The following is a 25304-nucleotide window of genomic DNA, read 5'->3' as shown; positions in this document are numbered from 1 at the left end:
CCTCCCGGTACGGGCGAGGGGTCTGCCGGCTTCCTGCTCGCCCTTCACCCCGGGGCCCCGTCCGGGCTCGGCCTCACACCTCGGGGCGCAGCATCGGAGGGTTGAGCAGGGTCGCGCCACCGGCCCGGAAAAGCTGGGCGGGACGGCCGCCCTGGCGGGTGGTCGTCCCGCCGGTGGGGACGAGAAAGCCCGGGGTGCCCGTCACCTTGCGGTGGAAGTTGCGCGGGTCGAGCGCCACACCCCACACCGCCTCGTAGACGCGGCGCAGCTCTCCGACGGTGAACTCGGGCGGGCAGAACGCGGTGGCCAGCGACGAGTACTCGATTTTGGACCGGGCTCGTTCCACCCCGTCCGCCAGGATCTGGGTGTGGTCGAAGGCGAGCGGCGCCACGGGCTCGCCGTCGCGACCGTACCCCGCCTGCTCCAGCAGCTCCTCGACCGGCGCCCAGCGCGCGTTGCTGGCGTCACCGCCCGCCCGCGGTGCGGGCAGGTCGGGAGCGAGCGCGAGGTGGGCGACACTGACCACGCGCATCCGGGGATCCCGCTCGGGGTCGCCGTACGTCGCGAGCTGCTCCAGGTGGGCACCGTTGTCCTGGGTGGGCGCGGCGGGGTCGTGGACGCACAGCCCCGTCTCCTCGGCCAGTTCCCTCGCCGCCGCCTGCGCCAGGTTCTCGTCGGCCCGCACGAAACCACCGGGCAGGGCCCAGCGGCCCTGAAACGGCGTTTCCCCCCTGCGCACCGCCAGCGCGCACAGGGAGTGGTGGCGCACGGTCAGCACGACCAGGTCCACAGTCACGGCGAAGGGCGGGAAGGCTGACGGGTCGTAGGGCATGCGGCGATCATAGTCGTCTGCCTGACGATAAACACGTCCTTCGCCGACCGCACCGGCGGCCGCTCCACTTCCGTCGGACGTGTGCCCCACCGCCCGCCCCCGCCGCTGTGCGGAAGCGCGTCGTGCCACGTCACGCTCCTAGCCGTAGGCCGTCGGCGGCCTCTTCGACCATGGCCATGCCGAGCCGGCTGACCCGTACCGAGAACGGCTCCCCGGCGACCCTCAGCCCCGTCAGCCCCAGCTCTCCCAGGGGAGCACAGCGCAGGGGACGCAGGGTGACGGTCGCGGCCGGGGCGTCGGGGCGGATGCCCACGAGCGTGGTCAGCAGCATCACTCCGGCGGCGGCCGCGGTGGCGGCGGGACGGCAGGCCGCTGGATGCGGCAGCGGAGCACTCGCGTCGGTGCGTTGCTCCCCCACGTACATCTCGGGCAACCGGTGCCCGAACGCGCCGGCAGCGGTCAGTACACCGCGCAGCAGCGAACTCGCCTCGTTCTCGTGACCGGCGGCGGCCAGCCCCGCCACCGCGATCGCCGTCTCCTGGACGCGTACCGCACCGGCACGGTGCCCGAAGGGGTTGTATCGGGTGTCGTTCACGGCCAGGCCGCGCAGTCCCCAACCGGAGTCCATGACCGGGCTGCCCAGCAGCCGGGCGAGCCGGCCGGTCCGCGTGGGGTCGAGCAGCCCCGGGGCCGTGGTGCCTGCACCGAGCAGTCCGGTGTCGAGGAGATGGACGGCGGCCGCGGTCAGCTGCGGCAAGGGCCGCCCGTCCGGGGTGCGGGCCGCCGCGGGCCTTCCGCCTGCCGGGTCGTCGATCCAGAAGTCCCGCCGGAACGCCTCGCGCAGCCGCTGGGCCCACTGCCGCAGCGCGTCGGCGCCCGGTCTGCCGAAGGCGTCGAGCAGCTCGGCGCCGAGCAGGGCGGCGCGGTGCGCGTGGGCCTGGGTCTCGCAGCGAGCGGGGCCGCCGGGGTACGGGTCGCGCACGTACGTGCCGTCCCCGGTGGTGGCCAGCAGCCAGGTCAGGCACCGTTCGGCCGCGGGCAGCAGTTGCCGTGCCTCCTGATCGCCGAGCCCCCAGCGGCGGGCCTCCGCGAGGAGCACGGGGAAGAGCAGGGTCGCCTCCGTGCCGGTACAGCCCGGTGGCAGGTGGGGGCCGGTGTCGCGTCTCGGTCCGGGGATCAGGCCGCACCCCGGACCGGAGCCGCGTCGCTGGGTGCGGGCCAGGATGCGCAGTGTGCCCGCGGCCAGGCGGGTGCCGAGAGGCAGCGTCATCCGGGCGGCCGAGAGCGCCTCGGCGGGGGCCGGGCCGCAGCGCCAGGGGACACCGGCCGCGAGATGGACGTCGGCGGGATGCGCGGGATCACGCAGCAGGAGGGCACGGAGGTCCTCGATGCTGGTGCGCAGCAGGGCGGTGGCCGCGGGGTCGTCACCGGTGGCGTGTGCGGGGGCCAGCGGATCGGCCGCCGTGCGCCCCACCGGCCGGACCGGACCCGCGCCGTCCGGCCGCACACGCAGTTCGATGGTCGTGCTGCCGCCCGGAGGCAGTACGCACTCCCACCGCAGCAGCCCGGCGGAGGCCAGCGCCTCGTCCGGCGGTGGGACGGCCGTGACCGATGCGGTGCCCGCCGGGCAGGACCAGCGCAGGCCGGAGCCGTGAACGCCGGCCGGCAGGTCGGGGCCCGCGCCGCCTGCGGCGATCGACCCCAGGTCGGCCATGTCCGTACCGAGAGCCACCTCGACGGGCAGGCGCAGCGGACGGGTGGCCCAACTGCGCAGGGTGATCCACTCGGTGCCGTCGGCGTGACGGGCCCGCTCGACCAGCACGTCCGGGTCCGGCCCCGGAGCGGACGACGTCCGGAGCGTGCCCGCGAACAGGACCCGGTCGGCTCCTGCCCTCCGGGCCCGCAACGGCAGTGGTTCTCGCCCGGCCACGCGGAGGCGGCAGCGGGAGAGCAGGCGTCGGCCCGCGCGGTAGAAGCCCTCCAGCCCCAGGCCGGTCAGCTGCCCTTGTTCCGTGGAAATCACGAGGCCCGGGAGGGCCACCGCGGTCATCGTCACGTGGTGGGAGGGCAGGTCTCCCAGGCGGTGGGGGGACATCGCAGGCGGTGCGCTCCGCGGAGCGGCCGGCTGCGCCCCGGGAGGCCATGACGACGGCAGGGCAGGCGCCGGTTCGGGCCGGGCCGTCGGCGGGTCCGGGTTCCGGCTCTGCCCCGGGCCGCTTCTTCCGGCGGACGCCGTGGGCTGGGCGGGAAGCGGCGGAGTGGTCCAGCGGCGGAGAGCAGCGGTGTGAGTGACTGCGGCGGACGGAGTCGGTCGGTGCACGGGAAGGCTCCCTCTGTACTCGGTGCGCCTCGGGCCCAACGGCGCCGTACGGCAGGTCGACCGGACGGACGGGGTGCGACGCGGTGCCCCGGCCGGCCCGGCCGTTCCGCCACTCAGGTGAACGGATCGGGTGTCCTCCGGGTCACGCCCGCGCCGTGACGGCCCGCCAGGTGACGGTGCGCAACGCGGACCGCCTTCCTGACGCCCCCTCCGGACTCGGCGCGGGCCGGCCGAACCGGTGGACGAATGCTGCTGCTCGAAGTGAACGGAACCGCCCGCCCTCGCCCGGTGAGTGCCGGGAGTCGCCGAGCGCCCCTTCACAGCCGCTCGCCGTTCCCTTCCGTCCCGCGCTCCCCTGAACGCGCTCCGCCCGGGCAGGCTTCCTTCCGGCCCGCTCCCTCCTTCCCCGAGGTGCGCGAAGGCGTGCGGCCCGTCCGCGCCCTTCCTGGGCGCTCACCAGCCGCCGAAGTACGCGGACGCGCCGGGTTCACGCCCGGCTCACGCCCCTGTGTCCCCGCACGGCGGCGGACTCCGTCGGCCGAAACGCCGGCGCGGGTGCGGCGCCGACGGCCGGGTGGGGCCGGCACGGTGGCCGGGGAACCGGTGCGTTCGCGGCGCACGGGCCCGTCGGCCTGTCCGTCGTCGTCCGGGGTCTCGCCTTCCGTGTCCCCGAGGTTCTCGCGCTCGGCACGCAGGCAGCGGCGGACCGATTCCGGGTCGAGGCCCTCGTTGCACGCCTGGTGCAGGAGCCGGGCGAAGAGGTAGTCGCGGTCTGCGCCGAGTGCCATGGCCAACGCCTCCCGGGCCTCCAGCTCGTCACCGGTGGACCAGGCGACCCACCCCGCGAGGGTGAGGGGCGCGGCCGCGTGCTCACCGTACGAACCGACACAGCGGCGGGCCAAGGCCCTCCAGAGGCGCAGTGCGGGGGCCGCCTCGCCGCCCTCCATCCACTGGGCCGCGCGGTCACGTGTCGTACGGTCCTGGAGGCCGAGGATGAGCGCCGCCGCCTCGTCGTTCCCCAGCAGCTGGTCGTCACGCAGGTCCTCGGCGGGAATGCCCGACACGGCCCGGGCCAGGTCGAGGCGTCGCATGACCCGACGCGCCAGGTCCAGCGTCTCCTCGGCCACCTCCGAGCGGCCGGTGTCGTCGAGGATCCGGGAGACCAGCGGCACGGCGGCCGCGTCCAGCGCGGCCTCCTGTTCGCCGGCCGCGGCGCTCTCCCGGGGGAGCAGCCTGGCCCGCAGGTCACTCAGCGAGCCGCGCACCTGGATGCCCGCGTAGGTGGCCGCCGCGGCCAGTACCGACGTACCCGGCAGTCCCATGGGGATGCCCGCGGACGGACAGCAGGCCTCGTCGTCGCAGCAGTACGACCAGAAGCGCCCCGCCGAGATGCACAGCGCCTCGACCACCGGCACGTCGAGGACGCCGCACTCGACGCGCAGCCGCTGGGCCAGGGGCCGCAGTCGCTCCATCACCTGCCGTCCGGTCTCGCCCGGCGCCGGTTCCTGGCAGAGGTAGGCGACCATCTGCTCGGGACGCACGCCTCGGCGCTCGCTGCCGGTCACCAGGCCTTGAGCCAGCTGACCGGCCGCGCCGGCCCAGTCCTCCGTGTTCGCGGGAATGCCGAGCCGGGCCCGGCCGCCGAAGCGGCCCTGCCCGTCCCTGTCGCGGAGGGCGGCCAGGACGATGCTGTCCTCGGGGCGGTACCCGAGCAGGTACGGCAGGGCATCGGCCAGTTCGGCGGGGGTGCGCAGGGTGACCTGGTGCTCGTCACCGGGACCGTCGAACCGGGTGCGGGCCGCCCGGCCCGGCTGCACGGGGCCCGGGAGGTCGCCGTTCTCGGAGGATCCAGTGGTCTCGCTGTGGTTCGTCATGGCCCGACGATCTCGCGGATCCGAATATTCCGCTTTGCCCTGTGGACAACTCCCATCAGGTCCACGTCATTCAAGCGCTCCGTTGACGGCATCGTCCCGCCCCGCCGCCCGTCTGTCGGTCCCGTCCTGTTGTATGGAACGCATGGAGCACACGAGCAACGCGGATCTCCGGGCAGCGGCCGACTCGGTCCTCGCCCGCCTCGTCGGGGACTCATCCGGGACCGCCCGGCTGCGGGAGGACCAGTGGCGGGCGATCGAGGCGCTGGTCGCCGACCGGCGCCGGGCCCTGGTCGTCCAGCGCACGGGGTGGGGCAAGTCCGCGGTCTACTTCGTGGCGACCGCCCTGCTGCGTGAACGCGGCGCCGGGCCCACCGTGATCGTCTCCCCGCTGCTCGCGCTGATGCGCAACCAGGTGGAGGCCGCGGCCCGGGCCGGTATCCGCGCCCGGACCATCAACTCCTCCAACACCGAGGAGTGGGACGCGGTGCAGGACGAGATCGCCGCGGGCGGGGTCGACGTGCTGCTGGTCAGCCCCGAGCGGCTCAACAATCCCGACTTCCGCGATCAGGTACTGCCCAGACTCTCCGCAGCGACCGGGCTGCTCGTGGTGGACGAGGCACACTGCATCTCCGACTGGGGCCACGACTTCCGCCCGGACTACCGACGGCTGCGCACGATGCTCACCGACCTCCCGCCCGGCGTGCCGGTCCTGGCCACCACGGCCACCGCCAACGCGCGCGTGACCGCCGACGTGGCGGAGCAGCTCGGCACCGGCGGCACGTCGGACGCGCTGGTGCTGCGCGGCCCGCTGGACCGGGAAAGCCTCAGCCTGGGCGTGCTGCGGCTGCCCGACGCCGCGCACCGGATGGGCTGGCTCGCCGACCACCTCCATCAGCTCCCGGGCTCCGGGATCATCTACACACTCACCGTGGCCGCCGCGGAGGAGGTCACCGCCTTCCTGCGCCGCCGTGGCCACACCGTCGCCTCCTACACCGGCAAGACCGAGAACGCGGACCGGCAGCAGGCCGAGGACGACCTGCTCGCCAACCGGGTCAAGGCACTGGTCGCCACGTCGGCGCTGGGCATGGGCTTCGACAAGCCCGACCTGGGCTTCGTGGTGCACCTCGGCTCGCCCTCCTCCCCCATCGCCTACTACCAGCAGGTCGGCCGTGCCGGGCGTGGTGTCGAGCACGCCGAGGTGCTCCTCCTGCCGGGCAAGGAGGACGAGGCGATCTGGGAGTACTTCGCCTCGCTGGCCTTCCCGCCGGAAGATCTGGTGCGCCGTACGCTCGACATCCTGGCGCGCGCGGAGCGGCCCCTCTCGCTGCCCGCCCTGGAGCCCCTGGTGGAGTTGCGCCGCTCCCGCCTGGAGACCATGCTCAAGGTCCTCGACGTGGACGGAGCGGTCAAGCGGGTCAAGGGCGGCTGGATCGCCACGGGGCGGCCGTGGACGTACGACGCGGAGCGCTACGACTGGGTCGCGCGGCAGCGGAGGGCCGAGCAGCAGGCGATGCGCGACTACGCCTCGACGACGGACTGCCGGATGGAGTTCCTGCAACGCCAGCTGGACGACGAGGGGGCCAAGCCCTGCGGCCACTGCGACAACTGCGCGGGGCCGCGCTTCACCGCGGACACCACGGCCGACGCCCTCGACGCCGCACGGGTCGACCTGGGCCGGGCCGGCGTGGAGGTGGAACCGCGCCGCATGTGGCCGACCGGACTGCCGGCGATCGGCGTCGATCTGAAGGGCCGCATCCCGGCCGGGGAACAGGCGGCGCCGGGACGGGCGCTGGGCCGGCTCTCGGACATCGGCTGGGGCAACCGGCTGCGACCGATGCTCTCGGCGCAGGCCCCGGACGGCCCGGTGCCGGACGATGTCGCCAAGGCCGTCGTGGGGGTGCTGGCCGACTGGGCGAAGGGGCCCGGCGGCTGGGCCTCGGGGGCGTCCGGCGCCCCGCCGCGCCCCGTCGGCGTGGTGACCGTCGCCTCACACACCCGACCCCAGCTGATCCGATCGCTCGGAGCACGCATCGCCGAGGTCGGCCGACTGCCGGTGCTCGGCTCCGTCGAGTACACGGGCGAGCCGCCCAGGGCTTCCCGCAGCAACAGCGCACAACGGCTCAAGGCACTCGACGGCGCCCTCACGGTGCCCCCCGCGCTCGCCGCCACGCTCACCGGCCTCGGGGGGCCGGTTCTCCTCGTGGACGACTGCACCGAGACCGGCTGGACCCTCGCGGTGGCGGCCAGACTGCTCCGGCGGGCGGGCGCGCAGGCGGTCTTCCCCATGGTCCTGGCCGTGCAGACATGATCGCCCGTGGCAGGCCCGTGCCCCCGCTCCGCGGCTCCGCGCGGTCGTGAGCGGTGCACCCCATGCGTCACCCTGCCGCACTCTGGGTAGGGATATAGGACGCCTATCATCCGATAACGGTCGTCGGTCCCATTTGCTCGTTGCCGCATCCAAGTTCGACAGGAAGAATCGAAGTCCGCTCCCCGCACGGCTCGTCCGTGATCCGGCAGGGCTTCACTGCGGTGCGCGCTCCCCCGAATCCGTCCCCGCCCGCAGTGTGGGCGCGCAGCCGAAGGGAGGAACGTGACCTTCGGATTCGCTCCGTCCTCGGCGGCGTCATTGTCATCGTCCGCCGCTTCCGCCACTCGCATGCTCGAACCGGCGGAGTGGGCCGCCGCCGGAATCCCTCTGCTGCGCAATCCGCGAGAGGTCGTCAGCGGGCTGCACGCGCGGCACCACCCCAAACCGGCGACCGCGGTCGTGGCCGTACTCGATCCGGACGAACGCCTGTGTGCGAGTGCCTCGTTCACCAGTCGCCGAGCCCCGGCCGACGGGTGGATGTTCCGCAACGCGCTCCTCGCCCAGTTGCGTCGCGTCATCCCGCACGACCTGCGGCGCCGCACTCCGGTGCGCACCGCCGTGTTGCTCTACTGCCGTGAGGGGGACGCGCGTTGGACCGAGGAGGACGGCGCGTGGATGTGGGGGCTGCGGGACGCGTGCACGTTGCACGGGCTGCGGTGCGGCGCGTACATCACGCTGACCGGTGACGGCTGGCAGGTCCTCGGCGAGGGTCGCGGCGGGCGCCGGCCCCACGCGGCGTCGGAGCGCGAGCCGTTCGCCACGTCCGAGACGCCGCCACCGCGCACCGGCGGCGTCGCCTCGGACGTGCTGCGCCGCGCGGCGGCGCGCTGAGCGACCTCGACACGGTCCGCCGGTCGCCGTACCGGCGGCGGAGCCTGGGCCGGACGGGCGGGGACCGCCTACGTTCCGAGGCCCCGCCGCGACGTCCCGGACCTGTGTCCGGGACGCCGAAGGCACCGCCGACGCCCATGCGCCGACTGGCCACTTCGGCTCCGGGACACACCGGGGCGACCACCGGGCGGCGGCCGGTTCAGCGGCCCCGGCGCCACAGCGACGACCGGTGCGGGTGCCGGGACGGACTCAGGCCGCCGTGCCCAGCACCGAGTTGACGCGCTGCGGGTCACCACAGACGATCAGCAGGGTGCCGGCCCGGGAGCGGGCCGTGGACAGGGCGGTGACAGCGGCTGCTTCGGGGCCACCGTTGAGCGCCACCACGACCACGGCCCGCGACACCGCACGGTCCGCGACGGCGGCGTCCGCGTAGAAGACGTCGTCGCCCGCGTCGTGCTGCGCCCAGTAGGCGGCGTCGCCGAAGGACAGTTCGTGGGCGGCCCACGGGTGGGGTTCGCCGGTAGTGATCACCAGCACGTCGCCGGGGGTACGCCCCGAGTCCAGCAACAGGTCCACGGCCTCTTCGGCGGCGTCGAGCGCGCCTTCGGGAGAGGCCGGGATCAGCTGGATCTGCGGGGCGGCCGGGGCGGCGGCCGGAGCAGCCGGACTCGACGGGCCTGGTGTGGCCGCGGCCGATTCGCGCGACGCACGCTGCGTCGGCGGTGCCGGCCGCACGGGGCCGGGGCGGCCGGGGCGCGGTGGAGCCGCGGGACGGGGGCCGGGTACGGGGCGGGGGGTCGGCGCGGTACGGCCGCTGGCCGGAGTGGCGCGGGGACCCTGGGCCTTCTCGTGAATCTGAGGCTCCTCGGGAATGAGAGGCATGAGCTGATGTTTATCAAACGTTGGTGCGGCTCGCGTCGGCGGGTGGCACATACCGACGTGGGGAACCGTCAGAAATCGAATCCGAGCTGACCCTCGATTTCCGGAGCGCTTCCGTCCACCGCACTGCGGACCTTCTTGAGGTGCCGCCACTGGGGCAGCGCATCAAGATACGCCCACGACAAACGGTGGTGCGGGGTGGGCCCCCGCTCCGCCAGTGCCGCCTTGTGCACGGGCGACGGATAGCCGGCGTTGTCCGCGAAAGCGAAGTCTGCATGGTTGACGCCCAGTTCGGCCATCATTTTGTCGCGCTGGACCTTGGCGAGCACCGAAGCGGCCGCGACGGCCACGCAGGACTGGTCGCCCTTGATCACCGTACGCACCCGCCAAGGCGCCCCGAGATAGTCGTGCTTGCCGTCGAGGATGACGGCGTCGGGACGGATCGGCAGGGACTCAAGAGCACGTACCGCCGCCAGCCTCAGCGCCGCGGTCATCCCCAGCGCGTCGATCTCCTCGGGAGAGGCATGCCCCAGGGCATGGGACGTCACCCATGTCCGCAGCTCCTCGGCGAGTTCGGTGCGTCGCTTGAGGGTGAGCAGCTTGGAGTCGGTGAGGCCGGCCGGGGCCCGGCGCAGTCCGGTGATCGCGGCGCAGACGGAAACGGGACCGGCCCATGCACCGCGCCCCACCTCGTCGACACCGGCAATGATCCTCGCTCCGGTCGTGGCGCGGAGAGAGCGCTCGACGGTGTGAGTAGGCGGTTCGTACGGCATGACGCCCTTAGCGTACGCCGCCCCGATCCTTCGGCGACACCCCGGTCCCCCCAACCCGTTCCGGACCCGCGCAGGCGGGGGCGGACGCCGTCGGACCGCGGCTGCGGCATCATCGGCCGGCCGATCGACTCCTCGACCACCGGCACGTCCATGGTCCCCCCTCGTGTCCGTCACGGCGCCGCGCGGTGCACACCGCTCGCGCAGCGGATGTCACGACAACGGACGGACGGTCACGTGGGGTTCCCTGCGGACACGGAGAGTCGCCGACACGGGCCCGTCGAGCCGGACGTACGGCACGGACCCGCTAGGCCGGCGTCGCCAGCCACCCGGGCAGCGCCTCGACCCGCCCCGCCCACTCGGCCGGCGGCGCTCCCGCCGTGTCGGCGGCGACCACCCCGCCGACGATGGCGCAGGTCGTGTCCACGTCCCCGCCGGCCTGAGCGGTCGTCCAGAAGGCACGCTCGTAGTTCCCGAGGGAGCGGGCGGCGGACCAGAGCGCGAAGGGCACGGTGTCGTGGGCGGTCGTACGCCTGCCACAGCCCAGCACGGCCGCGACCGTGGCGGTGTCGCCGTAGTCGAGCATGTCCCGGGCGCGTCGCAGTCCGGCGCCGACCGCGCTCCTCGGGACCAGGGCGATCACCCCGTCCAGGAGCGCGTGCGCGGTCGGCGGACCGCCGGGGCCCGCGGCCAGGGCTGCGGCAGCGGCGACCGCCATGGCACCGACCACCGCCTCACGGTGCTGATGGGTGGGGTAGGCCGAGATCTCCGCCTGGTGGGTCGCCTGCTCCGGGTCGTCCGCGTACCAGGCGCCCAGCGGCGCGATGCGCATCGCGGCCCCGTTGCCCCAGGAACCCTGGCCGTTGAACAGCGCGGCGGCCTGCTCGCGCCAGTCGCCGCCTTCCCGGACCAGACGCAGCAGCCGGTTGACCGCGGGACCGTAGCCGCGGTCGACGTCGTGGTGACGGGCGAAGGAGAGCGCCAGGGCGTCCTGGTCGACGCGGCGGTGGGCGGCGAGGACGGAGACCACGGAGCAGGCCATCTCCGTGTCGTCCGTCCACTGCCAGGTGCCGGGGGGCGGCTCGCGGCGTTTCAGCAGCGGGTGGTTCTGGGGCACGAAGAACTGTGATCCCAGCGCGTCCCCCACCGACAGGCCGCGCAGGCTGGACAGCGCCCGGTCCAGGCGCTCGTCGGGAGATGAATGAGCGGTCATCGCCCTGCCACTCTATCCGGTGCTTCCGTACGGTTCCGGATCCCGCCAGCGTTCGAAGGGCCGGTCGAGGGCGTACTTGCCGTCCGCACCGAGCACCAGCATCCGCACCTCGCCGTTCCCCGGGTTCGACAGCGACTCGAACTCCGCGACCGTCCAGTGGAACCACCGCATGCAGAACAGCCGCATGGCCAGGCCGTGCGTCACCAGGAGCACGTTCGGCGGATGGTCGGGATCCTCGAAACTGCGGAAGAGGCTTTCCAGGAAGCCGCCGACCCGGTCGTACACGTCGGCCCCGGACTCGCCCTGGGCGAAGCGGTAGAAGAAGTGCCCGTAGGCGTCCCGGTAGGCCTTCTGCAGGCGCACGTCGTCGCGGTCCTGCCAGTTCCCCCAGTCCTGCTCGCGCAGCCGGGGCTCCTCCCGTACCCGTATCAGCCCGGGATCGAGGTGGAAGGCGCGCAGCGTCTCGTGGGTCCGGCGGTACGGGGAGACGTACACGCTGACCCGCTCAGGGCCGAACACCTCGCGCAGCCCCTTGCCCGTCTCCTCGGCCTGGGCCCAGCCCTGCTCGGTGAGGGCGAGCGCATGGTCGGGTTCGCGTTCGTACACGGAGTCGTCCATGTTGCCGATCGACTCTCCGTGCCGGACCAGAACGATGCGCCGTGGTCGTGCCATGTCAGAACCCTAGATCGAGAGGGGCGCGACCAAGGACTCGAACAGGCACCGTACGGCGTACGTCACACAGGCCCCCTCGGGTCCGGCGCATGCCGGCACCGGGGAGGCGTCCGGCTCTCAGACCGTCCAGGTCGGTTCCAGTCGCACGATGTCCCCCGTCAGGGCCGCTATGTCGGCCTCCGTCTGGGCGCGCAGGGCGAGGCGCTCCACCCGCTCGGCGCGGTATTTTCCGTGCTCGGCGGCCGACCGCCACATGGACAGCACCAGGTACTCGTTCCCGGGCGCCTCGCCGAACAGCCCGCGGACCATGCCGGGAGAACCGGCCATCGCGGGGTTCCAGACCTTCTCCTGCATGAGCACGTAGTGCTCGGCCCGCTCCTCGTGCACGCGGCAGAGCGCCACCCGCAGGAGGTCGGCGTCCGTGAAGCGCGGCTCGAAGCCCGTCTTCACGTCGAACCGGTAGTCGAAGAGCCTGACCTGGGCGTTCTTGAAGGTGCCCGCCTGGGCCGAGGCGAGCCGGGTGTGGGAGCGAGCCATGAAGGAGTCGTAGAAGGCACGGCTCTCCCAGAAGGCGAAGACGTGCGCCACGTCCGGCCGTCCCCGGCTCCAGCCACCCCCCTGCCCCCGAAAACCCGGCTCCCCCGGAAGCCCCGCCCACTTTCGCTGCCCCCGCTCGAAACCGCGGCGGTCCACCACGGTGCAGCGAATCCACTTGACCAGCACCGCGCCATGGTAAGGCCAGGAACGTGGCACCGGTCACGGTCCGGAGGACCGCTCGTCCGCACCCGGCTCGCTGTGCGTGGCAGGATGGGCAACCGTCCGTCACCGTTCGGCAGTTGAGGTCGACGGAGGGGACGGGGACCTGGGAAGGGGAAGTCTGTGAACGGCCTCAGCAAGGGCATTGGCAAGGTCGAGGTCGCGCTGCGGTGGGACCCGAGCGCGGCGGGGCAGCCACCCGCCGACCTGGACGTGGTCGCCGGGACCTACCTGGCGGACGATCCGTACGGCGATCCCGCGTACGTGGTGCACTTCGACAGCCGCTCCCCCGACGGCACCATTTATCTGAACCGGGACAGTCAGGACGGCCAGGGTTTCGGGTTCGACGAGGTCATGACGCTGGAGCTGGAGCGGCTCGACGCACGGTACGGGCGCGTGGTGGTGGGCGTCGCCATACAGCAGCGCACCGAGGGGCGCACCTTCGGGGACGTGTCCCAGCCTGGTCTGCGCATCAGGGAGGGGTACACCGACCTGGCCACGGACGACTTCAGCGGCGTTTCCGGCGCCACGGCGGCCACGGTCGCCGAGTTCGTCCGGAGCGAGACGGGGGCGTGGCAGTTCCGGGCCGGTGTGCACGGCTTCGAGGGCGACCCCGCCGCCTTCGCCGCGACCATGGGCGCGGCACGCAGGCCCTGACGACACGGGCGTGAGCGCCGGACGTCATCCGATGGGTAAGGGGCGCCCACCAGAGTGGGCGCCCCTTACTCACTGGGACCTACCGATCACCACGCGTCAGCTGCAGCCGCTGGTCGAGCCGCAGCCCTCGCAGATGTAGCAGGATCCGGCGCGCTGCATCTTCGTGCCGCACGAGAAGCACAGCGGGGCGTCGGCCTGGATGCCCAGCTGCATCTCCACCAGCTCGGCGCTGGTGTGCGCCTGCTGCGGAGCGGGCTTGGCGGCCTCGACCTCGGCCTTCGGCGTGGCGACGGCCTTCAGTTCCTGGGCACGCGGCGCCGACTGGGCCAGGCCCTCGACGTCCAGCTCGTCGTCCGACGGCTCGTACGAACCGGTCTCCAGGTGGCGCTGACGCTCCTCGGCGGAGTGGATGCCGAGCGCGGAGCGCGTCTCGAAGGGCAGGAAGTCCAGCGCCAGGCGGCGGAAGATGTAGTCGACGATCGACTGGGCCATCCGCACGTCCGGGTCGTCCGTCATGCCGGCCGGCTCGAAGCGCATGTTGGTGAACTTCGAGACGTACGTCTCCAGGGGCACGCCGTACTGGAGGCCGACGGAGACCGCGATGGAGAAGGCGTCCATCATGCCCGCGAGGGTCGAACCCTGCTTGGACATCTTCAGGAAGACCTCGCCGAGACCGTCGTCCGGGTAGGAGTTCGCCGTCATGTAGCCCTCGGCGCCGCCGACCGTGAACGAGGTGGTGATGCCGGGCCGGCCCTTCGGGAGGCGCTTGCGGACCGGCCGGTACTCGACGACCTTCTCGACCGTCTCGCGGATGGCCGCCTCGGCCTTCTCGGCGACCTCGGTCTTCTCCTTCTCCTTGGTCTTCGCGGAGAGGGGCTGGCCGACCTTGCAGTTGTCGCGGTAGATGGCGAGCGCCTTGACGCCCATCTTCCAGGCCTCGAAGTAGACCTCCTCGACGTCCTCGACGGTGGCCGACTCCGGCAGGTTGACCGTCTTGGAGAGGGCCCCGGAGATCCACGGCTGGATCGCGGCCATCATGCGGACGTGGCCCATCGCGGAGATGGAGCGCTCACCCATGGCGCAGTCGAACACCTCGTAGTGCTCGTGCGCGAGACCGGGGGCGTCGATCACGTTGCCGTGCTCGGCGATGTGGGCGACGATCGCCTCGATCTGCTCCTCCTGGTAGCCCAGGCGGCGCAGGGCCTGCGGGACGGTGCCGTTGACGATCTGCATCGAGCCGCCGCCGACCAGCTTCTTGAACTTGACCAGGGCGAGGTCGGGCTCCAGGCCGGTGGTGTCGCAGGACATCGCCAGACCGATGGTGCCGGTCGGGGCGATGACGGACGCCTGGGCGTTACGGAAACCGTTCTTCTCGCCGAGGCGCAGCACGTCCTGCCAGGCCTCGGTGGCGGCGGCCCAGATCGGCGTGTCCAGGTCGTCGACACGGACGGCCTTGGCGTTCTCGTCGGAGTGCTGCCTCATGACCCGCAGGTGGGGCTGCTCGTTGCGGGCGTAGCCGTCGTACGGGCCGACGATCGCGGCGAGCTCGGCGGAGCGGCGGTACGACGTACCGGTCATCAGGGAGGTGATGGCACCGGCCAGGGCGCGGCCGCCGTCGGAGTCGTACGCGTGGCCGGTCGCCATCAGCAGGGCGCCGAGGTTGGCGTAGCCGATGCCGAGCTGGCGGAAGGCGCGGGTGTTCTCGCCGATCTTCTGGGTCGGGAAGTCGGCGAAGCAGATGGAGATGTCCATCGCGGTGATGACCAGCTCGACGACCTTGGCGAAGCGCTCGGCGTCGAAGGACTGGTTGCCCTTGCCGTCGTCCTCGAGGAACTTCATCAGGTTCAGCGAGGCGAGGTTGCAGGACGTGTTGTCCAGGTGCATGTACTCGCTGCAGGGGTTCGAGCCGTTGATGCGGCCGGACTCCGGGCAGGTGTGCCAGTGGTTGATGGTGTCGTCGTACTGGATGCCCGGGTCGGCGCAGGCCCAGGCGGCCTCGGCCATCTTGCGGAAGAGCGCCTTGGCGTCGACCTCCTCGATGACCTCGCCGGTCATGCGGGACGTCAGGCCGAACTTGCCGCCGTCCTGGACGGCCTTCATGAACGTGTCGTTCACGCGGACCGAGTTGTTGGCGTTCTGGTACTGGACGGACGTGATGTCGTCGCCGCCCAGGTCCATGTCGAAGCCCGCGTCACGCAGGGCGCGGATCTTCTCCTCCTCCTTGACCTTGGTCTCGATGAAACCCTCGATGTCGGGGTGGTCGACGTCGAGGATGACCATCTTGGCGGCCCGGCGGGTGGCGCCGCCGGACTTGATCGTGCCGGCGGAGGCGTCGGCACCGCGCATGAAGGAGACCGGGCCGGAGGCGTTGCCACCGGAGGACAGCAGTTCCTTGGAGGAACGGATCCGGGAGAGGTTCAGGCCGGCGCCCGAGCCGCCCTTGAAGATCATGCCCTCTTCCTTGTACCAGTCGAGGATCGACTCCATGGAGTCGTCGACGGACAGGATGAAGCAGGCGGAGACCTGCTGCGGCTGGGGCGTGCCGACGTTGAACCAGACGGGGCTGTTGAAGCTGAAGATCTGGTGCAGGAGGGCGTAGGCCAGCTCGTGCTCGAAGATCTCGGCGTCGGCGGGTGAGGCGAAGTACCTGTGGTCCTCACCGGCCTTCCGGTACGTCTTCACGATGCGGTCGATCAGCTGCTTGAGGCCGGTCTCGCGCTGCGGGGTGCCCACAGCACCGCGGAAGTACTTGCTGGTGACGATGTTGACCGCGTTCACCGACCAGAAGTCGGGGAACTCGACGCCGCGCTGCTCGAAGTTGACCGAGCCGTCGCGCCAGTTGGTCATGACGACGTCGCGACGCTCCCAGGCCACCTCGTCGTAGGGGTGGACTCCGGGGGTGGTGTGGACGCGCTCGACCCGGAGTCCCTTGCCCGCCTTCGGGCCCTTGGCGCGGGAACTCCGTGCCGGACCGCTCGCCGTCTCTGTCATGCCGCCTCCCTGTACGGGCTAAAACGCCCTGAAGTGCCCCGATTGTTCCTGGGGCACGGTGTTCTGTCTGGTATTGCGGGCGTCTCTCATTCCGCCCGCAACAGGTCCTTCTCACGTGCCGCCGTCCGGCCGGGCCCAGGCACCGGAGTCCGGGCCCGGCCCGCCGGTCAGTCGGCGGCGCCTGCGGGCTCGGGGACCTGTGCCGTCCCCGTGGGCCCGCGGTCGTTCTCCTGGCTCCCCGCGCCGGCCTCGCCGTCGTCCGGGCCGGGTCGCTCCGTCGCCTCCCTCAGCTCCGCGATCGCGGCCTCGAAGTCCTCGAGCGAGTCGAACGCCCGGTAGACGGAGGCGAATCGCAGATAGGCGACGAGGTCGAGTTCCTGCAGCGGGCCGAGTATGGCCAGACCCACGTCATGGGTGGTCAGCTCGGCGCTCCCGGTGGCCCGAACCGCCTCCTCGACCCGCTGGCCGAGCTGGGCGAGCGCGTCCTCGGTGACGGGCCGGCCCTGGCAGGCCTTGCGCACGCCGTTGATGATCTTGGTGCGGCTGAACGGTTCGGTGACCCCGGACCGCTTCACCACCATGAGCGAGCACGTCTCCACGGTCGTGAAACGACGGGAGCAGTCCGGACACTGGCGGCGCCGGCGGATCGACGTGCCGTCGTCCGTCGTACGACTGTCGACGACGCGGCTGTCGGGGTGCCTGCAGAAGGGGCAGTGCATGAACTCCGAACCCTCCTCACAGCAGACTCAATGACCCCAAAGGGCTCTTCAGGCCCCTCGAAGCAGCCCCCAGCATAGGCGATCGCAGCGGGCCCGAAGACCCGGGGGACCACAACTTGTGGGCTGCTGGTGCCATCCAACCACTACATGTAGGGATCGGCTCACACATACACACACTGCACGCGTGTCGCTCCCGTGCGTACCGGCGGCCACCCCGCTGTGGAGCGGCCGCCCCCGTACGGACGGACGCCCACCCGCATGCCCGCATCCTCCCGGGGCATGCGGAGATACCGTGGGCGCCTCGGGGAGGGGGCGTGGGACTGCCGCAGAGATGACGGGCCCGCCCCGTCGAACGGGATGCCGGATGGCAGACTGGAGCGACGCCCGCCGAGGTGGTCACCACGGCGGTGAAGAGTACAGCAATGATCCCTTTTGTCCGCCGGGCCTCGCGGTAGCCATACACCCCTACATGCGTTCCGGGTAAACGATTCGCGTTTTTTCACTCGAACGTGTGTTTGGCGCAACCTTTCGAAAGCTACTACCGTTGTGCAGCAGGGAGACCATCGAGAGGGGCCGACGTGACCACCACCGCCGACAGTGCCATCATCACTGCCCAGGACCGCCCCCAGGGCCGACCTGAGCCGGTGCACGCGATGAACGACGCCACCAATCCAGAGGGACACAAGCGCTCCCTACCGGGCCGACCTCCGGGCATCCGGGCGGACAGCTCGGGTCTCACCGACCGGCAGCGCAGGGTGATCGAGGTCATCCGCGACTCCGTGCAGCGGCGCGGGTACCCGCCGTCGATGCGGGAGATCGGCCAGGCCGTCGGCCTTTCCAGCACCTCCTCCGTCGCGCACCAGCTGATGGCACTGGAGCGCAAGGGCTTCCTGCGCCGCGACCCGCACCGTCCGCGCGCCTACGAAGTGCGCGGCTCCGACCAGGCCGCATCCGTCCAGCCCACGGACACCGCAGGCAAGCCGGCCGCGTCGTACGTGCCGCTCGTCGGGCGCATCGCCGCCGGTGGCCCGATCCTCGCCGAGGAGTCGGTCGAGGACGTTTTCCCCCTGCCCCGGCAGCTGGTCGGCGACGGCGAGCTGTTCGTCCTGAAGGTCGTCGGCGACTCGATGATCGAGGCCGCCATCTGCGACGGCGACTGGGTCACGGTCCGCCGCCAGCCGGTCGCCGAGAACGGCGACATCGTGGCCGCGATGCTCGACGGCGAGGCGACCGTGAAGCGCTTCAAGCGCGAGGACGGCCACGTCTGGCTCCTCCCGCACAACGCGGCCTACGAGCCGATCCCGGGTGACGACGCGACCATCCTCGGCAAGGTGGTGGCCGTACTGCGCCGCGTCTGAGCGCCACGGCGGGCGGGTGCGCGTCGACAGCGCCCCGCCGACCCGACCGGGCCCCGGAACCACTGCGCCGGTTCCGGGGCCCAGCGCTGTCCGGGCCGCCCCCGGGGCGGGCGCCAAGGCCCCGCGCTCAGCCGCCTTCCGCCTGCCGGGCCGCCGCGTCGATCGCGGCGAGTGACTTGCGGACCTGGTTGCGGTCCGTGGTGCACCAGAAATCGGGCAGGGACGCCTTCAGATAGCTCCCGTACCGGGCCGTGGCCAGTCGCTGGTCGAGTACGGCGACCACCCCGCGGTCCCCCGACGCCCGTACGAGGCGGCCGGCGCCCTGAGCCATCAGCAGCGCGGCGTGCGTTGCGGCGACCGCCATGAAGCCGTTGCCGCCGGCCTCCTCGACCGCCTTCTGGCGGGCGCTCATCAGCGGGTCGTCCGGGCGCGGGAACGGGATCTTGTCCATGACGACCAGCTGACAGCTCGGTCCCGGGACGTCGACGCCCTGCCAGAGCGACAGCGTGCCGAAGAGGCAGGTCTCCGGATCGGCGGCGAAGTTCTTGATCAGCTCGCCGAGGGTCTCCTCGCCCTGGAGCAGGATCGGGAACTCCGGAATGCGCGAGCGCAGCTCCTCGGCGGCGAGCTGGGCGGCCCGCATGGAGGAGAACAGCCCCAGCGTGCGACCGCCCGCCGCCTGGATCAGTTCCGTCAGCTCGTCGAGCATGTCACCGCGGTCGCCGTCACGAGCGGGACGCGCCAGGTGCTTGGCGACGTACAGGATGCCCTGCCTGGGGTAGTCGAAGGGCGATCCCACGTCGACGCCCTTCCAGCGCGGCACGTCGTCGCCCTCGGTGCCCTCCGGGGCGAGGCCCAGCGAGGCTCCGACGCCGTTGAAGTCGCCCCCCAGTTTCAGGGTCGCGGAGGTCAGGACGACCGAGCGGTCGCTGAAGAGCTTCTCGCGCAGCAGGCCCGCGACGGACATGGGGGCGACCCGCAGCGAGGCGCCGAAGCGGTCGTGCCGCTCGTACCAGACGACGTCCCACTCGGAGCCGTTCGTGATCCGCTCCGCCACGTCGTGCACGGACTCCACCGAGGCCAGCGCCTGCTTGCGGACCGCGTCCTCGTCCTGCACGGACTTGTCGCGGGTCGCGCCGATCGCCGAGATGACCGTACGGCAGGCGTCGCGCAGCGCCATCAGCGCGTAGCCGAGATCCTCCGGGATCTCCTCCAGGCGGCCCGGCAGCGCCAGCTCCATCAGCCGCTCGAAGCCCTCGGCGGCCGTCTGGAGCTGGTCGGCGGCCTTCTCGTTGACGAGCTTCGCGGCCCGCCGCACCGCACGGTTCACCTGGCCGGAGGTGAGTTCGCCGGTGGCCACCCCGGTGACCCGGGAGACCAGCTCGTGCGCCTCGTCCACGATCAGCACCTCGTGCTGCGGAAGCACCGGGGCGCCCTCGATGGCGTCGATCGCCAGCAGTGCGTGGTTCGTGACGACGACCTCGGAGAGCTTCGCCCGTTCGCGGGCCATCTCGGCGAAGCACTCGGCGCCGTAGGCGCACTTCGAGGCGCCCAGGCACTCCCGGGAGGACACCGACACCTGCGACCAGGCGCGGTCGGAGACGCCGGGCGTGAGGTCGTCGCGGTCGCCGGTCTCGGTCTCGTCCGCCCATTCACGCATCCGCAGCAGGTCCTGGCCCAGCCTGCTGGTGGGGGCGGCGGCCTCGAACTGGTCGAAGAGGCCTTCCTCCTCGTCCTGCGGCACCCCCTCGTGGAGCCGGTGCAGGCACAGGTAGTTCGACCTGCCCTTCAGCATGGCGAACTCCGGCCGCCGGCGGAGCTGGGGGTGGAGCGCGTCGACCGTCCGCGGCAGGTCCCGCTCCACCAGCTGGCGCTGGAGGGCCAGGGTCGCGGTCGCCACGACCACCCGCTCCCCGTGGGCCAGTGCGGGCACCAGGTACCCCAGCGACTTGCCGGTGCCGGTGCCGGCCTGGACCAGCAGATGGGAGCCGCCGTCGATGGCTTCCTCGACGGCTTCGGCCATGGCCACCTGGCCGGGACGCTCCGTGCCGCCGACAGCGGTGACGGCGGCGTGCAGAAGTTCAGGGAGTGAGGGCTTCGTCATAGCGCGACCACCCTACGGCCCAGGACTGACAAACGTGCGGGCAAGGCGGGCGCGAGGGACGGGCGGGGCTGGGGAGGCGACGGTGACACGGGGGCTCCTGGAGGGACGGGGCCGGTGGGCGGAGTGGCGGGGCCGCGGCCGGCGGTGCGGAGCTGCGGCCGACGGGGCGGGGCGGGGCGGGGCGAGTGGCGGTGCTGAGGCCGGGGCACGATGTTGAGGCCTGCGGTGCTGAGGCCGGTGCACGGCAGTGCGGCCAGCGGTACGGTGCCGCGCCGGGAGGACACGGCACCGTGGGCCGGGCGGGGGGGCGCTACGGCAGTTCGTGCGAGGAGCGTTCACGGATCATGAGGGCGGCACGTTTGGCCGGCAGGTCGACCTCGGCGGAGAACCGGTACCCGGCACCGAGGAACGCGGCGACGGAGGGCGTGTTCCGGACGTCCGGTTCGGCGAGCACGCGCGTGCAGGCGGGCCGCCTGGCGAGGACGAGGTCGGTGACGGTCCTGAGCAGCGTCGTACCGAGACCCTGCCCGCGGTCGGCGGAATCGCCGATCAGCAGGTGGAGGCCGGTGTCGTGCGGCCGGACGGGACAGTAGCGGGCCAGCGGGTCGAGGTCGGCCCGGTAGATCTCCCAGTAGCTCATCGGCACGCCCTCCAGCACGCCGACGCACGGCACGCTGCGCCCGTCACCCGCGAGCTGGTTCCGTACGTGGTCCCCGGTGCGACCCTCCGGGCCGGTCAGCTCCCAGAACGCGGCGACGGCGGGGTCGTTCATCCAGCGGGCGATCAGCGGAACGTCCCGTTCGACGTGGACGGGCACCAGGTGGAACTCACCCTCGGGGGTGGCGGCCGGCCCCCAGCCGGCGACACGGTCGAGCAGGTCGTCGTGGGGCGGTGGTGTCCGCGTCCCGGCCCGGCCGCCGCCTTCCTGCCTGAAGAGGGCGATGAACTCCTCGGGCAGGTGGAGGTCCAGGGTGTCGTCGGTGCTCGCATCGGTGGAGGCCACGGTGTCGCTCTTTCGGCGGAGGAGCAGAGGAAGAGGAGGTGCAGCGGGAGAGGAGCAGGAGGGGAGAGGGCAGGTGGATGGGGGAACCGGGGGGCCGGCGACCCGCTCAGGTGTGCAGCGGGTTGGTGATGGTGACGTAGACGGACTGGGTGTCCACCGGACCGACGAGTTCGTCGAGGCCGTGCAGCCGGGTCAGCAGGTTGGCCTTGCAGCGCAGTACGGGTGAGTCGAGGAGGTGCTCGGGCAGCGGACTGCGCAGCGGGCTCCGGCCCAGGGCGAGGCCCCGGAGGAAGCGCCGGAAGGCCGCCAGCAGCAGCCGTTCGTCGGCGAGGTGCTGGGAGCCGAAGGCTCCGACGAGGCCGAAGACGTTGTTGACGGCGAGGTAGTAGGCGAAGCGTTCGTCGGTGACCGCGTCGGGGACGAAGGTGTCGCTGTGCTCGCCGATGCCGGGCAGCCGGGCATCGAGTTCCGCGCGCCATGACTCGCGGAAGTAGTAGCCCTGGTTGTCCCGGTAGCGGCCCCCGGCGGGCCATCCGTCGGCGTCCAGCAGGACGAGTGTGTTCTGCTGGTGTGCCTCCAGGGCGATCCCGGCGTTCGCGTCCAGCCACAGCACGGGGTGGACGACCTGGTGCAGGTAGCGCAGGAACCACTCGGTGGCCACGGCTGCGCGGGGGCGGCCGGTGCGCCCGGCGAGCCGGGTGACGACCTCGGCCAGCCGGGATCGCGGGACGCGGGCGGGATCCCGGTCCGAGCCGTCCGCGCGCCCGTGCGGCCTCGGGGCGACGAGACCGGCGACGCAGGAGACGTCGTCCGAGGGCCGGAACGGGTTGTGCCGGATGACGGCGTCGAGCCCTCGTACGGGTTCGCCGTCCGGCCCGTCCACGGCGAGCCAGGCCGGATCGCGCACGATGTCGAAGCCCGGGTGGACGGCCTGCCACTGGCGGGACAGACCACTGCGCAGCAGACGGTGGACCTCGACTCCGCGGTGGAGTTCCTTGCGGAGGTTCTCCCGGCGGGAGTTGGTGATGTGCAGGGCCAGCGAGAGCTTGAGCATGGCGGGGGCGCCGGTCTGGTGGACGGTCCGCAGGGAGGAGGTGGGGTGCCACGGGGCGCCCTGGGCGCCGAGGTCCCTGAGCAGTCCGGCGTCCAGCATGGCCGCGGTCTCCGGCCGGTGCCGCACCGCGCGCGACTGCCAGGGGTGCAGGGGCAGGAGTGCGTATCCGTCGGGCGGCGCCGGGCCGTCGCCGGCGAGGCGGGCGGTGAGCCGGGGAGCGGTGACCGGACGGCCGCGCTCGGTCCAGGCCGAGTCGGTGGCGAGTACGGACGGGGCGACCGCCAGCCAGTGCAGGGGGAAGGAGCCGCGCAGTTCGGGTGAGTACAGGCGCGCCTCCGCCTCGGTGAGGCCCTCCCTGCTCTTCGGGGTGGGGTGCAGCGGATGCCCCAGGAGGAGCGCCTGCTCGGCGGCGAGGAAGAGGTCGGAGCGGTCGCGGGGGCCGTGGGCGGGGCGTTCCCGGCGGTCGCGGAGGAACACGGCCGTGCGGCGGACGGAGTCGGCGACGCGTGCCACGAGGTCGGCGCCGTCGGACCCCCGATCGCCGGTCATCTCCCGTACGAACAGGGCGGCGAGCGTGACGGCGTCCACGGGGGGCGTCGAGGCGGGGGCGTCGGCCAGGCGGGGCGGGCCGAAGCGGTGGCAGCCCGTCGGCGACCAGTAGGCAACGGGAACGGTCAGGGAGGTGCCGCTGGCCGGGAGCGGCACACGGAGGCCGCCGTTGCCGGGAGCGGACGCGTCGGTCTCGCGTGCCCAGCAGCGCAGCAGGTTCTCCACGGCCGCGGCCCGGGCCTCGGTGCAGGGGCCGGGCCGGCCCCGGGGGTCGGCCGGCGGCGGCACGGGGACGGAGGCCGGCACAGGGGCGGAAGCCGGTACGGGAGCGGAGGCGGGGGCCGGCACGGACGCGGGGTCGGCGGCGGCACTGGCGTCTGCTTCAACTTCGGCGTCTGCTTCGGCTCCGGCTTCGGCTCCGGCTTCGGCTCCGGCTTCGGCTTCGGCTTCGGCTTCGGCTTCGGCTTCGGCTTCGGCGGTCGAGTCCGGCACAGGACCGGATGATGCGCGGTGCACCGCGGAAACCTGCCCGGGAAGCACGGGACCGGCGACGGAGGCCGGTGTGGAGCGGGCGGGTGCCCGCTCCGGCTCCGCGCGGGCGGTCGCGGGTGATCCGGTGGCGGTGGTGGTGGATGGCCCTTCGGGCGTGGGGTCGGTGTGCAAGGCGGGTCCTCGTGACGTGCTGGGCCTGGACGGCGGAGTTCAGCGCGCGGCGCGTGCCGTGCGTGGTGGGGCGTGGTCGCCGTGGCTGCGTTCCACCGCTCCCACGGCGTCGGCGAGGCGGTCCAGGACCGCCGAGGCCTGCTCCTCGGTGATGATCAGCGGCGGCAGCAGTCGTACGACGTTCCCGCTCGCGCCCGCGAGGTCCACGATCAGCCCGCGGCGCAGACACGCCCGCCGGACGGCTGCCGCCACTTCGGCGGCGGCAACGGACGCGGCGCCCGCGCCGCTGCCGGGGGTCGGGCGCGTACCGTCCGGGGCCATCAGCTCGACACCGATCAGCAGACCCCGCCCGCGCACGTCGCCGACACACCGGAACTCCTCGGCCAGGCCGCGCAGCCGGCTCAGCATCCGGGCCCCGAGCGCTGCGGCGTGTGCGGCGAGGCGGTGTTCGCGCACGTGGGCGAGGGTGGCCGCGCCCGCTGCCAGCGCGAGCTGGTTGCCGCGGAAGGCGTCGGCCCCGGGCCCTCCCGGGTGCAGCTCGTCGCGGTGCACCACCGCCGCGAGTGGCAGGCTGCCGCCGATCGCCTTGGAGAGGACGAGGACGTCGGGGACGACTCCAGCGTGCTCGACCGCCCAGAGGGCGCCGGTGCGGCCGACGCCGGTCTCGGTCTCGTCGGCGATCAGCGGGACGGACCGTTCGGCCGTGACGCGGCGCAGCTCCCGCATCCAGGCATCGGGGGCGGCCAGCACTCCGGCGTCACTGCGGACCGGTTCCAGGATCACGCCCGCCGGTCGTCGCGCGGGGCCGGCCGCGCAGCAGGTCCCGGTGCTCGAACCGTGGTCGGACTCGGTGAGGGTGACGATCCGGGTGCGCCCGGTGACGGCGCGGACCAGAGCCGCGGCGGCGGCGACCGGCTCGGTACCGGCCGGTCCGCAGAACCGTACGCGCGCGTGGTCGGCCAGCCCGGCCGGCAGGGTGCGCAGCAGCTCGGTGACGAAGGCGTCCTCGACGGGGGTGGCGAGGCCCATGGCCTGCAGGGGTGCGCCGGAGTCGAGGACTCTGCGGATCGCCTCCAGCACGACCGGGTGGTTGTGTCCGAGGGCCAGTGTCCCCGCACCCGACCCGCAGTCCAGGTAGCGACGGCCGTCGGCGCCCTCGATGGTGAGCCCCCGGGCCCGGACGGGCACGACCGGGAGGGCGTGCGCGTAGGTACGTGCCGCTGATTCACGCGCCGACTGACGCTTCGGGGCGCTCCCCAGCCTGGCGTGCGCCCCCGCGGGCGCCTCACCCGCGGAGCCCGTTCCCGTGACCGGCCCGGCGTTCCCACCCTCGGACGCCAACCCCCCGTACGCGGATCCCGCCACGGCTTCCGACCTCCCGCTGTCCGCACGTGCGCCGACGTGTCGGGGGCGCCCTCGGCACGGGGGACCGCGCCCGGACAGCCGGACCCCACCGCTAACAACAGCGGCCCGTTCGCCGGGTTACGGGTGGACCGGAGATCAGTGACGTGGCCGGAGGCAGCCCTCACCGCACGGGGCGTACACGCTCCCGGCCGGCCCACCGGACGAACGCGCCCGGCGAGCGCCGGCGGTCCCGGAGTGCTCTCGTGCAGGCCGCCCGTACGTCCTCGGCCGAGCGGAGGCCGACGGCCCGGGTCTCGGAGGCGCACGGCCCGAGGACGGGTCCCGGA

Annotated in this window: 18 protein-coding genes; 4 read left to right on the top strand and 14 right to left on the bottom strand. The window is 72.8% G+C overall.

All coding sequences use genetic code 11. The features are described from left to right. Positions 1–73: 73 nt before the first annotated feature. The 3 genes from ACVV2G_RS23170 to ACVV2G_RS23160 all read right to left on the bottom strand — a co-directional run bounded on the left by ACVV2G_RS23170 (position 74) and on the right by ACVV2G_RS23160 (position 5026). The gene (locus ACVV2G_RS23170; protein ID WP_453844667.1) at positions 74–832 is read right to left on the bottom strand and encodes an NUDIX hydrolase; all 759 of its coding nucleotides are present in this window, start codon (positions 830–832) and stop codon (positions 74–76) included. 130 nt (positions 833–962) lie between these two features. After that, entirely contained in the window at positions 963–2927 is a 1965-nt protein-coding gene (locus ACVV2G_RS23165) for a glycogen debranching N-terminal domain-containing protein (RefSeq protein WP_453844666.1), read from the bottom strand. A gap of 542 nt (positions 2928–3469) precedes the next feature. Then, positions 3470–5026 carry a DUF4192 domain-containing protein gene (locus tag ACVV2G_RS23160; protein ID WP_453844665.1) on the bottom strand — a complete coding sequence of 519 codons (1557 nt, stop codon included), beginning with the start codon at positions 5024–5026 and terminating at the stop codon, positions 3470–3472. A gap of 142 nt (positions 5027–5168) precedes the next feature. Here ACVV2G_RS23160 and ACVV2G_RS23155 point away from each other — a divergent pair, with 142 nt between their 5' ends. Together ACVV2G_RS23155 and ACVV2G_RS23150 are read left to right on the top strand one after the other, a co-directional pair. Then, the gene (locus ACVV2G_RS23155; protein WP_453844664.1) at positions 5169–7334 is read left to right on the top strand and encodes a RecQ family ATP-dependent DNA helicase; all 2166 of its coding nucleotides are present in this window, start codon (positions 5169–5171) and stop codon (positions 7332–7334) included. 282 nt (positions 7335–7616) lie between these two features. Further along, positions 7617–8225, top strand: a complete 609-nt coding sequence (locus ACVV2G_RS23150) for a hypothetical protein (RefSeq protein WP_453844663.1) — start codon at positions 7617–7619, stop codon at positions 8223–8225. Between the two features lie 249 nt (positions 8226–8474). Here ACVV2G_RS23150 and ACVV2G_RS23145 read toward each other — a convergent pair whose 3' ends face one another. From ACVV2G_RS23145 to ACVV2G_RS23125, 5 genes are all read right to left on the bottom strand, one after another. Further along, entirely contained in the window at positions 8475–9107 is a 633-nt protein-coding gene (locus ACVV2G_RS23145; RefSeq protein ID WP_453844662.1) for a hypothetical protein, read from the bottom strand. A 68-nt stretch (positions 9108–9175) separates the two neighbouring features. Then, positions 9176–9877 (bottom strand): ribonuclease HII, encoded by a 702-nt coding sequence (locus ACVV2G_RS23140; RefSeq protein WP_453844661.1) that lies wholly within the window; start codon positions 9875–9877, stop codon positions 9176–9178. A 304-nt stretch (positions 9878–10181) separates the two neighbouring features. Continuing rightward, positions 10182–11087 (bottom strand): ADP-ribosylglycohydrolase family protein, encoded by a 906-nt coding sequence (locus ACVV2G_RS23135; RefSeq protein WP_453844660.1) that lies wholly within the window; start codon positions 11085–11087, stop codon positions 10182–10184. Between the two features lie 12 nt (positions 11088–11099). Continuing rightward, on the bottom strand, positions 11100–11759 hold the full coding sequence (locus ACVV2G_RS23130) for a histidine phosphatase family protein (RefSeq protein ID WP_453844659.1): 660 nt from the start codon (positions 11757–11759) through the stop codon (positions 11100–11102). Positions 11760–11876: 117 nt separating this feature from the next. After that, on the bottom strand, positions 11877–12482 hold the full coding sequence (locus ACVV2G_RS23125) for a YdbC family protein (RefSeq protein WP_453844658.1): 606 nt from the start codon (positions 12480–12482) through the stop codon (positions 11877–11879). A gap of 156 nt (positions 12483–12638) precedes the next feature. On the opposite strand from ACVV2G_RS23125, the gene ACVV2G_RS23120 reads away from it, so the two are divergent. Further along, positions 12639–13172, top strand: coding sequence for a TerD family protein (locus tag ACVV2G_RS23120; RefSeq protein ID WP_453844657.1), 534 nt, complete (start codon positions 12639–12641; stop codon positions 13170–13172). A 96-nt stretch (positions 13173–13268) separates the two neighbouring features. Here ACVV2G_RS23120 and ACVV2G_RS23115 read toward each other — a convergent pair whose 3' ends face one another. Both ACVV2G_RS23115 and nrdR read right to left on the bottom strand, forming a co-directional pair. After that, on the bottom strand, positions 13269–16163 hold the full coding sequence (locus ACVV2G_RS23115) for a vitamin B12-dependent ribonucleotide reductase (protein ID WP_453844656.1): 2895 nt from the start codon (positions 16161–16163) through the stop codon (positions 13269–13271). A 167-nt stretch (positions 16164–16330) separates the two neighbouring features. After that, entirely contained in the window at positions 16331–16882 is a 552-nt protein-coding gene (gene nrdR, locus ACVV2G_RS23110; RefSeq protein WP_453844655.1) for a transcriptional regulator NrdR, read from the bottom strand. 578 nt (positions 16883–17460) lie between these two features. Here nrdR and lexA point away from each other — a divergent pair. Continuing rightward, positions 17461–18240 (top strand): transcriptional repressor LexA, encoded by a 780-nt coding sequence (gene lexA / locus ACVV2G_RS23105; RefSeq protein ID WP_453844654.1) that lies wholly within the window; start codon positions 17461–17463, stop codon positions 18238–18240. Positions 18241–18367: 127 nt separating this feature from the next. Here lexA and ACVV2G_RS23100 read toward each other — a convergent pair whose 3' ends face one another. The 4 genes from ACVV2G_RS23100 to ACVV2G_RS23085 form a co-directional block, all read right to left on the bottom strand. Further along, positions 18368–20344, bottom strand: a complete 1977-nt coding sequence (locus tag ACVV2G_RS23100; RefSeq protein WP_453844653.1) for an ATP-dependent DNA helicase — start codon at positions 20342–20344, stop codon at positions 18368–18370. Between the two features lie 310 nt (positions 20345–20654). Continuing rightward, a complete protein-coding gene (locus tag ACVV2G_RS23095) occupies positions 20655–21347 on the bottom strand; it encodes a GNAT family N-acetyltransferase (protein WP_453844652.1) in 693 nt (230 codons plus the stop codon). Positions 21348–21453: 106 nt separating this feature from the next. Continuing rightward, the gene (locus tag ACVV2G_RS23090) at positions 21454–23298 is read right to left on the bottom strand and encodes an IucA/IucC family protein (protein ID WP_453844740.1); all 1845 of its coding nucleotides are present in this window, start codon (positions 23296–23298) and stop codon (positions 21454–21456) included. 354 nt (positions 23299–23652) lie between these two features. After that, entirely contained in the window at positions 23653–24873 is a 1221-nt protein-coding gene (locus tag ACVV2G_RS23085; protein ID WP_453844739.1) for an aminotransferase class III-fold pyridoxal phosphate-dependent enzyme, read from the bottom strand. Positions 24874–25304: the final 431 nt, after the last annotated feature.

The organism is Streptomyces sp. JK94 (assembly GCF_053613315.1).
The sequence above is the reverse complement of the archived record's forward strand: the minus strand, read 5'-3'. Positions and strand labels throughout refer to the sequence as shown.